Here is a 14780-nt window from a genome sequence, read left to right as displayed (position 1 = left end):
GTCTGTTTCCCGCGCGGAACGCTCACCTCAGCCTGCGGCGCCTCGGCGTGTGAGATCCGGGGGCCTGGGCGGGCGCGCTCGGGCTAAGGTCGCGATCATGCCCGACATACCCATGACGACCGTAGTCCTGCTGTGCACGGCCTCGCTCGCGGCCGGCTGGATCGACGCCGTGGTCGGCGGGGGCGGTCTGCTGCTCCTGCCCGCCCTGCTGCTGGGGCTGCCGTCGTCGACACCGGCCGCATGGGCTCTCGGTACCAACAAGGCGACCGCCATCGTTGGCACCACGGGCGCGGCGGTGACCTACGCCCGCAAGGCGCCGGTGGACGTCGGGACTGCCGTACGGATCGGACTCGCCGCGCTCGCCGGGTCCTCGGCGGGCGCCTTCTTCGCGGCCGGGATGAGCACGGCCGTCCTCAAGCCGGTGATCATGGTGGTGCTGCTCGGTGTCGCCGCGTTCGTGATCCTGCGCCCGGCCTTCGGCAGGGCCCCGGCGGCCGGCCCGGCCACCCGGCGCCAGAAGCTCGCCGCGATCGGTCTGGCCGGCCTGGGCATCGGGTTCTACGACGGCCTCGTCGGCCCCGGCACCGGCACCTTCCTGGTCCTCGCGCTGACCGCCCTGCTGCGCCTGGACCTCGTCACCGCCTCCGCCACCGCGAAGATCGTCAACTGCTGCACCAACGCGGGCGCCCTCGCCATGTTCGCCTGGCAGGGCACGGTCCTGTGGGCACTGGCGGCCCTGCTGGCCGTCTTCAACCTCGCGGGCGGCACGCTCGGCGCCCGCACCGCCCTCAAACAGGGCACCGGCTTCGTGCGCGTGGTGCTGCTGACGGTGGTCCTCGCGCTCGTGGCGGATCTGGCCTACGAGCAGTGGTTCGCCTAGGCGGCGGGCCGGTACGGCGAGGGTGGCCCGGTGCTCCTCGCACAGTTCCGGGCGGCCGCTGCGGAAGACGAGGGCGCCGGGCGCGGCGATCACCGGCGGTGCGGCCATGATGCCGCCGTCCAGCAGGCGCGCGCCGCGCCGCTCGGCCCAGGCATGCCGGTGGGTCGGCGGCCCGGGGCGTACGTCTGCGGGATCGACGCGGCGACGGACGTCGTCGGCGGCTGGCGGAAGGTGCCCGTCCCCGGAGCGCTCGCCGAACGCCCGTACCGTTTCGGCGAGCCGGCTCCCCGAAGACGTCCCGGCTCAGCGGCTGTCCGTCAGATGGGCGAACACCACCACGTTGCCCTGGTACCCGGTCGTCCGCGAGTAGCCGCCCCCGCAGGTGATGACGCGCAGCTCGGGGCGGCGGGCGGCGCCGTAGACCTTCTCGTCGGGGAAGTCGCGCGCCGCGTACACCTCCACCGCGTCCACGGTGAACACGGCGACGGAGCCGTCCCGGCGGTCCACCTCGACACGGGCGCCCCGCCTGAGCGCGCCGAGGCCGTAGAAGACGGCCGGGCCCTCGGCGTTGTCGACGTGCCCGGCGACGATCGCGGTGCCCGTCTCGCCGGGCAGCGTGCCGGCCTCGTAGTAGCCGGCCAGGTTCCTGTCCTGCGGCGGCGGCACGGCCAGGCTGCCCGAGGCGGTCAGGGCCAGCCCCATCAGCGGGGCGTCCACGCGGATCGCGGGGATGCGGATGCGGGTGGGCGGGGACGGGGCCAGGGCGGGGACCGCGGGCCGCTCGCCGCCCGGGTCCGGGCGCCCTTCCGCGGCGGCCGGCTGCGGCGGGGTGTGCGGGCCGGTGCCGTCGAGCAGCCACACCCCGGAACCGAGGGCCACGACGGTGGCCGCGGCTATCGCGGTGTCGCCGAGCCGGGCGGCCCGGCCGCGCCCGCCGCCCCCGGCGTGCCTGGTGGTCCTGCTGTTCCCGCGCATGCGAACCCCTCTTCCGGAGGCGGGCCCCCGTACGTCCCGAGGGCGGGCTGGGTGTTTCCCGGGCCGGACCTCCTCCCCCTCCGGGCCGCGAGGGGCATCGGACCCGGAGGGGGCGGGGTGAGCGGTACCGGCGGACGGACAGCGGAGGGTGTCCGTCAGATCCTGTCGCCTCTCGCCCGGCGATGCAGGAGCCAGGTACCGCCCGCGGCGGCGACGGCCAGCGCCGCCACACCCGCCGCGGTCTGCGCGGGGCCGGCGCCTGGTGAGCCGCCGACCCCCGTCTTGAGACTTCCCCGCGGCTGCAGCTGTTCGTGCGCCGCGCTCAGGGCCACCACGAGGTCGCCCGTGACCTGCCGACCGCCCTCGGCGCACTTCGCGAGGATCTCGTACGTCCCGGGCTGCGCGCTCTCCGGCACCTCGAACCGGCCGACCGCGTCGCCCTCGTGCGCGCTGGGCGCCAGCATGAAGGTGCCGCCGCCGACCGCGCCCGCGTCCCCGGTCGCGGCCCTGCCCTGGTCCGCGCAGGCGGCGGTGTTCACCGTGACGTGGGTGCCAGGCACCACGGTGCGGGGGTAGACGTCCAGGCTGCCGCTGGCACCGGCGAAGGCGGGGGCCGCGCCCGCCCCGACGAGCGCGACACCGGTCAGCAGACGGGCGATACGGCGCATGGTGCTCCCCAGAGCTTGGCTTCTCGGCTTCGTCAGGGGCTGGCCCCTGCCCTTTCGAGGTAAGTCGCAGTCCGGGACTCCCGCCTCCTGATGTCCTGTCAGAAATGCGGTGAACGGGTGTCGCCCCCCGGCCCCCACACGGCCTAACCCGCAGCGGGTTCCGGCAGGTCACAGACGTGCGGGGGCGCACGCGAGACATCGACGCGAAGAGAACACGAATGGAGCGACGCGTGCCGTTTGAACGGGTGACGGCACGTCATGGCCGCCGGCGCGCTCGACCGACGTCCACGGTCACGCCCCGCACGCCGGTGTGCCCGGGGTCCACAATCGTCTCCGTGATCCCTCCGGAACCGGGCGCCCCGCTGCCCTTCTTCGTCTACGGCACCCTGCGCCCCGGCGAGGTCAACCACGACCTCTTCCTGCGCGGCCGGACCGCCGCCGAGGAACCGGCCCGCCTCCCGGGCGCCGCCCTCTACGACGGCCCCGGACACCCCTACGCCGTCGAGCGGCAAGGCACCGCGATACACGGCGAGTTGATCACCGCGCTGCCGCGGTCGTACGCGGACCTGCTCGCCGCCCTGGACCGGCTGGAGGAGTTCCGGCCGGGTGATCCCCGCAACCTCTACGAACGCGTCGCCCGGTACGTCGTACGGGCCGACGGCACCGCCGTCCGCGCCTGGGTCTACCTCGCCGCCCCGCCCGTCGCCGCCCGGCTGCGTGCCACCGGCGCCCGCATCGAGGGCGGCGACTGGCGGTCCCGCCGCTGAGTCAGCCCGGCAGGGTCAGCCCCTCGGGCACGGCGATCCCGAACTCCTCGGCGATCACGCGCCGTGCCTCCGCCTCGCCCGCGAGCTTGCGCTCGGTGACCGTGCCGTCGGCGAGGGTCTCGGTCAACCGGTCGCCGTCCAGGGCCAGGTGGCGTCCGGCGGTGGTCCGCTGGAGGTACGGGCGCCGGGTGAAGGGGGAGCGGGGGCTGGTCCCGACGTACCAGTTGAACATCGCGTAGTCGGGGGCGGCGAAGGGCTCCCGCGTGAAGGCGTACTGCCCGGCCCACTCCCGGCTCCGGCCGTCGTACACCTGCAACTCCAGCTGCTCCAGCGGCCCTTCGGACGGCAGCGCCGCCAGCCGGTGCCGACGGCCGCCGCCCTCGTGCTCGACGCCGGCGACCAGCGGGAGCGGCGCCAGCAGCGCACCGGCGGCACCGAAGCCCACGTCCGCCAGATACGGCTCCGGTTCCCCCGGCACGGCCACCCGCAGCATCATGTGCGAGCGCGGCCGGCTCCACGGCGTCGGGGCGCCCAGCACCACCCGCGCGGCCAGCCCGCCCACCTCGAAGCCGAGCGCCTCCAGGGCGAGCCACAGCAGTGTGTTGTGCTCGTAGCAGTAACCGCCGCGCGACCCGTGGATCATCTTGGCCATGAGATCACCGGGCTCCAGCGAGGGCGCACGGCCGCTCAGCGGGTCCAGGTTCTCGAACGGCAGGGACAGCGCGTGGGCCAGATGCACACCCCGCAGCGTCCGCGCATCGGGCCGCCGGCCGCCCCGCCACCCGATCCGCCCGAGGTAGGCGTCGAGGTCGAACCGCTCGATGTCAGCCATACCGGCAATCTACGTCAGCCCGCCCGGGTGACCCGCACCGCGCACGACTTGAACTCCGGCATCCGGGACGTCGGGTCGAGCGCCGGGTTGGTCAGGGTGTTGGCGCGGCCCTCGCCCGGCCAGTGGAAGGGCATGAACACGGTGTCCGGGCGGATGGCGGAGGTGATCCGGGCGGGCGCGGTGGCGCGGCCCCGGCGGGAGACCACGGTCACCGGGTCGCCCTCGGCCGCGCCGATCCGCGCCGCGAGCCGGGGGTGCAGTTCCACGAACGGGCCCGGTGCGGCGGCGTTCAGCTCGGCGACGCGCCGGGTCTGGGCGCCCGACTGGTACTGCGCGACCACCCGGCCGGTGGTCAGCAGCAGCGGGTACTCGGCGTCCGGCTCCTCCGCAGTGGGGCGGTGGGTCACGGGCGCGAACCGGGCGCGGCCGTCCTCGGTGGCGAACCGGTCGAGGAAGAGCCGGGGAGTACCGGGATGGGGCGCGCCGGTACCGGACTCCCCGGTCTCCGGGCACGGCCAGAACACCCCGTTCTCGGCCGCGAGCCGCTCGTAGGTGATCCCCGAGTAGTCCGCGGGTCCGCCCGCGGCGGCCCGGCGCAGTTCGGCGAAGACCTCCTCGGGGTCGGCCGGGAAGCCCTTCTCCACGCCGAGCCGCGCGGCCAGCTCGTGCAGGACGTGCAGGTCGCTGCGGACGCCGGGCGGCGCGGCGACCGCCTTCCGGCGCAGCAGCACCCGGCCCTCCAGGCTGGTCGTCGTCCCCGTCTCCTCCGCCCACTGCGTCACCGGCAGGACGACGTCCGCCAGCGCGGCCGTCTCCGACAGCACCACATCGCACACGGCGAGGAAGTCCAGGGACCTGACGCGGGCCTCGATGTGCGCCGCGCGCGGCGCCGACACCACCGGGTTGGAGCCCATCAGCAGCAGCGCCCTGATGTCCGTGCCGAGCGCGTCCAGCAGCTCGTACGCGCTGCGGCCGGGCCCCGGCAGGCTGTCCGGGTCGACGCCCCACACCTCGGCCACGTGCCGCCGGGCCGCCGGGTCGTCCAGCTTGCGATAGCCGGGCAGCTGATCGGCCTTCTGGCCGTGTTCGCGCCCGCCCTGCCCGTTGCCCTGCCCGGTCAGACAGCCGTACCCGGACAGCGGCCGCCCCGCCCGCCCGGTCGCCAGGCACAGGTTGATCCAGGCGCCGACCGTGTCGGTCCCCTTGGACTGCTGCTCGGGCCCGCGCGCGGTGAGCACCATCGCCGCCTCAGGCTCGCAGAACAGCCGTACCGCCTCGCGGAGTTGCGGCACGGGCACCCCGGTGATCCGCTCCACGTACTCCGGCCAGTGCGCCATCGCCGCCGCCCGCGCCTCGGGCCAGCCGGTGGTCCGCTCCCGTATGTACGCCTCGTCCGTCCGCCCCTCGGCCACCACCAGGTGCAGCAGGCCGAGGGCCAGGGCGAGATCGGTGCCCGGACGGGGTGCCAGGTGCAGGTCGGCCTGCTCGGCGGTGCGGGTGCGGCGCGGGTCGACGACGATCAACGTGCCGCCGTTCTCGCGCAGTTCGCGGAAGAAGCGCAGCGACGGCGGCATGGTCTCGGCGAGATTGGAGCCGACCAGGATCACGCACCCGGTCCGCGGGATGTCCGCGAGCGGGAACGGCAGTCCCCGGTCCAGCCCGAACGCCCTCGTACCGGCCGCCGCGGCCGACGACATGCAGAAGCGGCCGTTGTAGTCGATCTGCGAGGTGCCGAGCACCACGCGCGCGAACTTGCCGAGCGCGTACGCCTTCTCGTTCGTCAGTCCGCCCCCGCCGAAGACGCCCAGCGCGTCGGCGCCGTACCGCGCCCGTACGCCCCCGAGCCGCTCGGCGACCAGGTCGAGCGCCTCGTCCCAGCCGGCCTCGGCCAGCTCGCCGTCCCTGCGGATCAGCGGCGAGGTCAGCCGCACGCCCGGCGCCAGCACCTCGGCCGCCGTACGCCCCTTGCCGCACAGGGCGCCCCGGTTGACGGGGAAGTCCGCCCGCTCGGCCACCTCGACGCGGCCCTCCCCTGCGGGGACCAGACTCATCCCGCACTGCAGGGCGCAGTACGGGCAGTGGGTGGGCGTCGAGGCGATCGTCTGCATGGCGCCAGCGTGCGTCGAACGTGTTACGGCCCGGGTCCACCGCCGGTTACACCCCCGACACGGCCGCCTCCCCACGCCGCCCGGCCCACCGTGAGGCGCGGAGCGGGGCCCGCGGACCGCTGGGGGCCGCGGGGCCAGGTGACCCCCGTGCGTCGCCCGGCGCGCGGTCAGTGTCCGGCGGCCAGGGCCCGGGTGACGCCCGACTCCTTGGGGCCCAGGAACCCGGGGTCCGGGTGGAAGACCGTGTCCAGCACCGCCTTGCCGGCCGCGAAGACCTCGCGCGTGCCGCCGTAGTACCAGGTCACGTCGTGTTTCTCGTCGACCCCTACCCCGTAGGCGTCCACCCCCGCCGCCTCGCACAGGGCCACCGCGCGCCGGATGTGGAAGCCCTGGCTGATCAGGACGGCCCGGTCCACGCCGAAGATCCGCCGGGCCCGCACGCAGGAGTCCCAGGTGTCGAACCCGGCGTAGTCACGCACGATCCGGTCGGCCGGTACGCCGTGCCCGCTCAGGTAGGTGCGCATGGCGTCGGGTTCGTCGTAGTCCTCGCGGCTGTTGTCACCCGTGACCAGGACGACCTTCACCCGGCCCGCCCGGTACAGCGCCGCCGCCGCGTCCAGCCGGTTCGCGAGGTACGGCGAGGGCCTGCCGTTCCACAGCCCGGCGCCGAACACCACGGCGACCTTCGCCGACGGCGCGTCCGCCACCGTCCGCAGCCGGTCCGCCGTGGACACGTACAGCCAGGTCACCGGCAGCAGGGCCAGCACGCACACGGCCATCACGGCCTGCACCAGCCGCCGCTGCCCCCCGCGGGTGCGCGGCCACCGCGGTCGACGGATCCTCATGACGCCTCACGCCCCCCAGTGATCGGTTCCGATCATGGAGGACGCCGGCGGCCCGGATCCGGTTTCGCCTCACACGATGCGCCTGTACGAGGTGAAGCCGCGGAAAATACCCGTGACGGCCAGGCAACGGCCACGCAACGTGGCCCCGTCAGGATCCTTCCATGACGGCGTCCCTCCCTCCCCGCTCCGAGTCGGACCGGCTCCGGCTGCTCCCGCCGCCCAGCCGGCGTCCGGACCGGCCCGCCCTCGTCCTGGTCGCCCACGGCAGCCGGGACCCGCGCGCCCTCGCCACCGTGACCCTGCTCCTGGAGCGCATACGCGAGCTGCGCCCCGGCCTGCGCGTCCGCCTGGGCCACGTCGAACTCAACGAGCCCCTGCTCCCGGACACCCTCGCGGCCCTCGGTGACGCCCCCGCCGTCCTCGTCCCGCTCCTGTTCGGCCGGGGCTACCACGTCAAGCACGACATCCCCGGGATGGCGGCGGAGGCCGGGGTGCGCGCACGCGTGGCAGCCCCGCTGGGCCCGCACCCCCTGCTGGCGGAGGCGCTGTACGACCGTCTGCTGGAGGCCGGCTGGCCGGCGGCGCCGGACGGGTCCGTGCGCCGGGGGAGCGCGGTGGTCCTGGCCGCGGCGGGCTCCCGCGACCCCGACTCGGCCGCGGACACCCGCCGCACCGCCCGCCTCCTCGCCGCCCGCCTGGGCGTCCCCGTCCTCCCCGCCTACGCCTCGGCGGCGGCCCCGACGATCCCGACGGCCGTGCGGGCACTGGCGGCACGCGGCCGGCACCGGGTGGCGATCGCGTCGTACTTCGCCGCGCCGGGCCGCTTCGCCACCCAGTGCGCCCAGGCGGCACCGTGGATCGCCGCGGCCCCGCTGGGGGACCACCCGGCCATGGCACGCCTGGTCCTGCACCGGTACGAGCAGAGCATGGCGACACCGTGGGCGCGGGTGGCTTGAGGAGTGCGGGGTCGTCGGGGATCCGTCCGGCGGTGGCGTGTCCGGTCCCGTGCCGGTGGGGGCAGGGCGCGGTGACACGGTGGGCGCGGGTCGTCCGAGCGGCGCGGGGCCGTAGGCGTGGGCTTACTGTCGACCCATGGAAGGCACCGCACCGAACGGCACCTACGACTCCACCGCGACGGAACGCTACGCCCCCGAACCCGACAAACGCCCCGGCCGCACCGCCTTCCAGCGCGACCGCGCCCGCATCCTCCACTCCGCCGCCCTGCGCCGCCTCGCCGGCAAGACCCAGGTCGTCACCCCGGGGACCCGCAGCCGGGCGTGGGACGCCAGCCCCCGCACCCGCCTCACCCACTCCCTCGAATGCGCCCAGGTCGGCCGCGAGCTGGGCGCCGCCCTCGGCTGCGACCCCGACCTCGTGGAAGCCGCCTGCCTGGCCCACGACCTCGGCCACCCGCCCTTCGGCCACAACGGCGAACAGGCGCTGAACGACTTCGCGGACGACTGCGGCGGCTTCGAGGGCAACGCCCAGTCCCTGAGGCTGCTCACCCGCATCGAGCCCAAGCGGTTCACCCCCGAGGGCTCCGTCGGCCTCAACCTCACCCGCGCCACCCTCGACGCCGCCACCAAGTACCCCTGGCCGCGCGGTGCCCACCCCACCGACCCGGCGTCGAGGAAGTTCGGCGTGTACGAGGACGACCGCCCGGTGTTCGACTGGGCCAGGGCCCCGGCCCCCGGCACCCGCACCTGCTTCGAGGCGCAGGTCATGGACTGGTCGGACGACGTGGCGTACTCGGTGCACGACGTCGAGGACGGCCTGCACGCCGGGCACATCGACCCGAACTGCCTGCACGCCGAACCCGAGCGGCAGGCGGTGTTCGAGGTCGCCATCGGCCGGTACGTCCCCGCCGGCACCGACCCCGCCGAACTCTCCGCCGCCCTCGACCGCCTCCAGGACGAGGAGTGGTGGCCGCACGGCTACGACGGCACGGCGGTCGCCCAGGCCCGGCTGAAGGACGCCACCAGCCAGCTCATCGGCCGGTTCTGTCTGGCCGCGGAGGGCGCCACGCGCGCCGCGTACGGCTCCGGCAGGCTCACCCGCTACGGCGCCGAACTCGTCGTACCCCGCGAGACCCGCGACGAGTGCGCGGTGCTCAAGGCGGTCGCGGACCGCTATGTGATGCAGCGCGCCGAGCAGGAGCGGCTGCGCGCGGACCAGCGGGTGATCGTGGCGGAGCTGGCGCAGGCGCTCACGGCCCGCGCGCCGGACGGTCTCGATCCGCAGTTTCGGGCCCTGTTCGACAGGGCAGGCGACGACCATGCGCGCAAGCGGGTGATCGTCGACCAGATCGCCTCCCTCACGGACGCCTCCGCGCTGTCCCTGCACGCGAGACTGACCGGGCAGACATGATCCGACCGGGCATATGTGGGAGGAACGTGCCCCGTCGTGGCCTGATCGGGCCACCCCCTCTTCCCGCAGCCCGCCGCGTGCGGGAGGCTCCCCTATGGCGGCACCCTTACGAGGAGGCAACAAGTGGTCGACGCGGATCAGACATTCGTCATCGTCGGGGGCGGTCTCGCCGGCGCGAAGGCGGCCGAGACGCTCCGGGCCGAGGGCTTCAGCGGCCGGGTGATACTGATCAGTGACGAGCGCGACCACCCCTACGAGCGCCCGCCGCTGTCCAAGGGCTACCTGCTCGGCAAGGAGGAGCGCGACAGCGTCTTCGTGCACGAGCCCGCCTGGTACGCGCGCAGCGACATCGAGCTGCACCTCGGCCAGTTCGTCGACCGCGTCGACCGCACGGCGAAGACGGTCCGCTTCGGCGACGACGGCACCGTCGTCGGCTACGACAAGCTGCTGCTGGCCACCGGCGCCGAGCCGCGCCGCCTCGACATCCCCGGCACGGACCTCGCCGGCGTGCACCATCTGCGCCGGCTCGCGCACGCCGAGCGGCTCAAGGGCGTGCTGGCCTCCCTCGGCCGCGACAACGGGCACCTGGTGATCGCGGGCGCCGGATGGATCGGCCTGGAGGTCGCGGCGGCGGCCCGCGAGTACGGGGCGGAGGTCACGGTGATCGAGTCGTCGCCGACCCCGCTGCACGGCGTCCTCGGCCCCGAGCTGGGCGGCGTCTTCGCCGAGCTGCACCGCGAGCACGGCGTCCGCTTCCACTTCGGTCGCCGGCTCACCGAGATCGTCGGCCAGGACGGCATGGTCCTCGCGGTCCGCACCGACGACGGCGAGGAACACCCGGCGCACGACGTCCTCGCGGCGATCGGCGCCTCGCCCCGCACGGGCCTGGCCGAGGCGGCGGGGCTGGAGCTGGCCGACCGCGCCCAGGGAGGCGGGGTCGTGGTGGACGAACGGCTGCGCACCTCCGACCCCGACATCCACGCGGCCGGTGACGTCGCCGCCTTCCCGCTCGGCCTCTTCGGCACGCGGCTGCGGGTCGAGCACTGGGCGAACGCCCTGAACGGCGGACCGGCCGCCGCGCGCGCGATGCTGGGCCAGGAGGTCGTGTACGACCGGGTGCCGTACTTCTTCACCGACCAGTACGACCTGGGGATGGAGTACAGCGGCTGGGCGCCGCCGGGGTCGTACGACGAGGTGGTGATCCGGGGCGACGCCGGCAAGCGGGAGTTCATCGCGTTCTGGGTGAAGGAGGGCCGCGTCCTGGCCGGGATGAACGTGAACGTGTGGGATGTCACAGAGCAGATCCAGAAGCTGATCCGGGCCGGCGCGCCGGTGGATCCGGAGGCCCTGGCCGATCCGCACGTACCGCTGGAGCGCCTCGCCCCCTGACCCCGGGGGCCGTCGGCGCGCCCCGGAGGTGTCGCTGCCGCCCCGTAGAATTCACCCGTGGCAGGACGGATCAACGACGAGGACGTGAAGGCGGTACGGGACGCGGTCCCGATCGACGCCGTGGTCTCCGAGTACCTCCAGCTGCGTAACGCGGGCGGCGGCAACCTCAAGGGCCTGTGCCCGTTCCATGACGAGAAGTCGCCCTCCTTCCAGGTGAGCCCGAGCAAGGGGCTCTTCCACTGCTTCGGCTGCCAGGAGGGCGGCGACACCATCACCTTCGTGATGAAGGTGGACCACCTCTCCTTCTCCGAGGCGGTGGAGCGCCTGGCCGCCCAGGCGGGCATCACGCTGCGCTACGAGGAGGGCGGGTACAACCCGGCCCACCAGCGTGGCGAGCGGATCCGCCTGGTCGAGGCGCACAAGGTCGCCGCGCAGTGGTACGCCGAGCAGCTGGCCACCAGCCCCGAGGCCGAGACCGGCCGGCTCTTCCTCGCCGAGCGCGGCTTCGACCAGGCCGCCGCCGTCCACTTCGGCGTCGGTTACAGCCCCCAGGGCTGGGACCACCTCACCCGCTATCTGCGCGGCAAGGGCTTCACCGACAAGGAGCTGGTCCTCTCCGGCCTCTCCCAGGAGGGCCGCCGCGGGCCCATCGACCGCTTCCGTGGCCGGCTGATGTGGCCCATCCGCGACATCGGCGGCGAGGTCGTCGGCTTCGGCGCCCGCAAGCTGTACGAGGCGGACAACGGCCCGAAGTACCTGAACACGCCCGAGACGGCGATCTACCGCAAGAGCCAGGTGCTGTACGGCATCGACCTGGCGAAGAAGGAGATCGCGAAGTCGAGCCGCGCCGTCGTGGTCGAGGGCTACACGGACGTCATGGCCTGCCATCTGGCCGGGGTGACGACCGCCATCGCGACCTGCGGCACCGCCTTCGGCGGCGAACACATCAAGATCCTGCGCCGGCTGCTGATGGACAACGGATCAGCCCGCGTGATCTTCACGTTCGACGGTGACGCGGCGGGCCAGAAGGCCGCCCTGCGCGCCTTCGAGGACGACCAGAAGTTCGCCGCCGAGACGTACATCGCGATCGCGCCGGACGGCATGGACCCCTGCGAACTGCGCCTGGCCAAGGGCGACGAGGCGGTCGCCGACCTGGTCGAACCGCGCACCCCGCTCTTCGAGTTCGCGCTGCGCCAGATCGTCAGCCGCTACGACCTGGACACCCCGGCGGGCCGCGCGGGGGCGCTGGACGAGGCGGCGCCGATCGTCGCCCGGATCAAGAACAGCGGCGCGCAGCACGAGGTCGCGGTCGAACTGGCCGGAATGCTCGGCATCCTCGACACCCAGTTCGTGGTCAAGCGGGTGGCCCAGCTGGCCCGCTGGGCGCGCGAGCGCGGCGGCAAGGCCCCGGCCCCGGCGGGCCCGCGTCCGTACGAGGCCGCCGCCCGGCCCGCGACCCAGGGCCCCGCCCTGCAACTGCGCAACCCGATCTACGCCACCGAGCGCGAACTGCTCAAGCTCGCCCTCCAGCGCCCGGAACTGGTCTCCCCGGCCTTCGACGCCTACGGCGTGGACGAGTTCACGGCCGCCCCCTACGCCGCCGTACGCCAGGCCGTCATGGACGCGGGCGGCGCCGAGTTCGGCGCGCAGGACCCGCAGGAGTACCTGGTCCGGGTGCGCGAGGCCGCACCCGACGACACGGTCCGCGCCATGGTCACGGAGCTGGCCGTGGAGGCGATCATGCGCCGCACGGTGGACGAGGCGTACGCGGGCGAGCAGCTCGTCACCGTCCGCCGCCGCGCCGTGGCCCGCCGCGTCCAGGAGCTGCAGATGACCGCCCGCCGCCTGGAGGCCGGCGGCGACCCGGCCCAACTGGCCGCCGTACACAACGAGTTGTGGGTCCTCCAGCAGTACGACCAGTCCCTGAAGACCCGGGGCGCCGAGGCGCTCTGAGCGGTCCCGGCGGCTGGACCGGGCCGGCCGCCGGCGGTCCGGCCGGGGGGGGGTGTCGGCCCGGCCGGCCTGATCCGAACGGCACCCCCTAGGGGTGTCGGCCCGGCCGCGCGTCCAGGCCGCCACCAGGTCGAGAAGGCCGGGGAACCGGGCGTTGAGGTCAGCGACGCGGACATGGCTGCGGCGTTCCAGCCCGTACCGGCGCTGTCGGGTGATGCCCGCCTCGCGCAGCGCCTTGAAGTGGTGCGTCAGTGACGACCTGGGCCGGTCGAGCCCGAACCAGCCGCACGTGTGGTCGAAGTCCTGGGACTCCAGCAGGAGTTTTCGGACGATCGTCAGCCGGAGCGGGTCGCTGAGCGCGCCGAGCACGGTCACCGGCGTCCTGCCCGTCTCCGCCGGCTACCTCGGCGACGCGGTGGGCCTGACCAACGGCGCCACCGTCTTCGGCGCCGCCCTGCTGGGACTGGCGGTCATCGGCGCTCTGGTGGTGCTCGCCACCCGGCGCCAGGTGACGGACCCGGCCTGAGGCGCCGCACGGCACGGGGCGCGGGCCGGCCGGGAGCGCCCCGGGGGGGCCGGGTCACCCTTCCGTCACGAGCCGAACGCAAAAAGTCACCGCACGCCCCTCGTGGCGAGGTTGCGTCGTACCCCACACTGGGTGCGGTGCCCGAGTCCGCGGAGCGCAGGCCGTCGACTCTCCGCTCCCGAAGTACCGCTGCCGCAGGCGACGGCAGCGATCATCCTGGAGGTCGCCCCCGTGCAGACCCAGACCCTCACCCAGACCGACAGCGCCACCCGTGCCACCAGCGCCCCCCGCACCGCCGGCGCGACCACCGGCCTCACGGCGGACGACCCGGACGCGGAGCCGGACATCCTCGTGGCCGTGCCCCCGCAGAGCCGCGGCGCCCTGCACCCGGAGGGCACGCCCGCCGAACCTCCCGAACCGCCGGCGGACGCGCTCACGGACGAGCCCGAGGCCGGGGAACCCGAGGAGCCCGACGAACCCGCCGGCGGCGCGGTCGCCGCCCGGGCCGACACCGGCGGGCCCTCCGCCGACCTGTTCCGCCAGTACCTGCGCGAGATCGGGCGCATCCCGCTGCTCACCGCCGCCGAGGAGGTCGAACTCGCCCGCCGGGTCGAGGCCGGCCTGTTCGCCGAGGAGAAGCTGGGCAGCACCCCCGACCTGGACAGCGAGCTGGCGCTCGACCTGGACCGGCTCGTCGTCATGGGCCGGGTGGCCAAGCGGCGGCTCATCGAGGCCAACCTGCGGCTCGTCGTGTCGGTCGCCAAGCGGTACGTCGGGCGCGGGCTGACCATGCTCGACCTGGTCCAGGAGGGCAACCTCGGGCTGATCCGCGCGGTGGAGAAGTTCGACTACGCCCGCGGCTACAAGTTCTCGACGTACGCCACCTGGTGGATCCGCCAGGCCATGTCCCGCGCCCTCGCCGACCAGGCCCGCACCATCCGCGTCCCGGTCCACGTGGTCGAGCTGATCAACCGCGTCGTGCGCGTCCAGCGCCGCATGCTGCAGGAGCGGGGGTACGAGCCGACACCGGACGAGGTGGCCGCGCACCTCGACCTGCCGCCCGAGCGGGTCAGCGAGGTGCTGCGGCTCGCCCAGGAGCCGGTCTCCCTGCACGCCCCGGTCGGCGAGGAGGAGGACGTGGCCCTCGGTGACCTCATCGAGGACGGCGACGCCGCGAGCCCCGTGGAGTCCGCCGCGTTCCTGCTGCTCAAGGAGCATCTGGAGGCCGTCCTGTCCACCCTGGGGGAGCGGGAGCGCAAGGTCGTCCAGCTCCGCTACGGCCTCGCCGACGGCCGGCCCCGCACCCTGGAGGAGATAGGGCGCATCTTCGGCGTCACCAGGGAGCGGATACGGCAGATCGAGTCCAAGACCCTCAACAAGCTCCGCGACCACGCGTTCGCGGACCAGCTCCGGGGCTATCTGGACTGAGGCAGGGAACCTGGAGCAGGAGACCCGAAGCAGGGGCCGCCC

12 protein-coding genes and 1 pseudogene are annotated in these 14780 nt (G+C 74.4%); 7 read left to right on the top strand and 6 right to left on the bottom strand.

Annotation, left to right across the window (positions count from 1 at the left end; translation table 11 throughout):
• Positions 1 to 97 precede the first annotated feature (97 nt).
• Positions 98 to 880: a sulfite exporter TauE/SafE family protein gene (locus tag ACZ60X_RS03485; protein ID WP_469592733.1), complete on the top strand. Its 783-nt coding sequence runs from the start codon at positions 98 to 100 to the stop codon at positions 878 to 880.
• A gap of 303 nt (positions 881 to 1183) precedes the next feature.
• Here the strand turns inward: ACZ60X_RS03485 and ACZ60X_RS03480 are convergent, their stop codons facing one another.
• Complete coding sequence (locus ACZ60X_RS03480; protein WP_469592731.1) at positions 1184 to 1855, bottom strand: class F sortase; 672 nt, start codon at positions 1853 to 1855, stop codon at positions 1184 to 1186.
• 155 nt (positions 1856 to 2010) lie between these two features.
• Positions 2011 to 2523 carry a hypothetical protein gene (locus ACZ60X_RS03475; RefSeq protein WP_469592729.1) on the bottom strand — a complete coding sequence of 171 codons (513 nt, stop codon included), beginning with the start codon at positions 2521 to 2523 and terminating at the stop codon, positions 2011 to 2013.
• A 326-nt stretch (positions 2524 to 2849) separates the two neighbouring features.
• On the opposite strand from ACZ60X_RS03475, the gene ACZ60X_RS03470 reads away from it, so the two are divergent.
• Entirely contained in the window at positions 2850 to 3290 is a 441-nt protein-coding gene (locus ACZ60X_RS03470) for a gamma-glutamylcyclotransferase family protein (protein WP_469593016.1), read from the top strand.
• A gap of 1 nt (position 3291) precedes the next feature.
• Here the strand turns inward: ACZ60X_RS03470 and ACZ60X_RS03465 are convergent, their stop codons facing one another.
• From ACZ60X_RS03465 to ACZ60X_RS03455, 3 genes are all read right to left on the bottom strand, one after another.
• Complete coding sequence (locus tag ACZ60X_RS03465; RefSeq protein ID WP_469592727.1) at positions 3292 to 4122, bottom strand: arylamine N-acetyltransferase family protein; 831 nt, start codon at positions 4120 to 4122, stop codon at positions 3292 to 3294.
• A gap of 14 nt (positions 4123 to 4136) precedes the next feature.
• The gene (locus ACZ60X_RS03460) at positions 4137 to 6230 is read right to left on the bottom strand and encodes a molybdopterin oxidoreductase family protein (protein ID WP_469592725.1); all 2094 of its coding nucleotides are present in this window, start codon (positions 6228 to 6230) and stop codon (positions 4137 to 4139) included.
• A 167-nt stretch (positions 6231 to 6397) separates the two neighbouring features.
• A complete protein-coding gene (locus tag ACZ60X_RS03455) occupies positions 6398 to 7075 on the bottom strand; it encodes a SanA/YdcF family protein (RefSeq protein WP_469592723.1) in 678 nt (225 codons plus the stop codon).
• Positions 7076 to 7236: 161 nt separating this feature from the next.
• On the opposite strand from ACZ60X_RS03455, the gene ACZ60X_RS03450 reads away from it, so the two are divergent.
• From ACZ60X_RS03450 to dnaG, 4 genes are all read left to right on the top strand, one after another.
• On the top strand, positions 7237 to 8031 hold the full coding sequence (locus tag ACZ60X_RS03450) for a sirohydrochlorin chelatase (protein WP_469592721.1): 795 nt from the start codon (positions 7237 to 7239) through the stop codon (positions 8029 to 8031).
• A 136-nt stretch (positions 8032 to 8167) separates the two neighbouring features.
• On the top strand, positions 8168 to 9442 hold the full coding sequence (locus ACZ60X_RS03445) for a deoxyguanosinetriphosphate triphosphohydrolase (RefSeq protein ID WP_469592718.1): 1275 nt from the start codon (positions 8168 to 8170) through the stop codon (positions 9440 to 9442).
• Positions 9443 to 9565: 123 nt separating this feature from the next.
• Entirely contained in the window at positions 9566 to 10831 is a 1266-nt protein-coding gene (locus tag ACZ60X_RS03440; protein WP_469592716.1) for an NAD(P)/FAD-dependent oxidoreductase, read from the top strand.
• 57 nt (positions 10832 to 10888) lie between these two features.
• Positions 10889 to 12784: a DNA primase gene (dnaG, locus tag ACZ60X_RS03435; RefSeq protein WP_469592714.1), complete on the top strand. Its 1896-nt coding sequence runs from the start codon at positions 10889 to 10891 to the stop codon at positions 12782 to 12784.
• A gap of 111 nt (positions 12785 to 12895) precedes the next feature.
• Here dnaG and ACZ60X_RS03430 read toward each other — a convergent pair.
• Positions 12896 to 13156 (bottom strand): annotated as a pseudogene (locus tag ACZ60X_RS03430) (ArsR/SmtB family transcription factor); the annotation flags it as partial.
• Positions 13157 to 13442: 286 nt separating this feature from the next.
• Between ACZ60X_RS03430 and ACZ60X_RS03425 the strand changes: the two are divergent.
• Entirely contained in the window at positions 13443 to 14738 is a 1296-nt protein-coding gene (locus tag ACZ60X_RS03425; protein ID WP_469592711.1) for an RNA polymerase sigma factor, read from the top strand.
• Positions 14739 to 14780: the final 42 nt, after the last annotated feature.

This window comes from Streptomyces sp. NPDC104106 (assembly GCF_055584345.1).
This window is presented reverse-complemented; position numbering and strand designations above follow the sequence as displayed.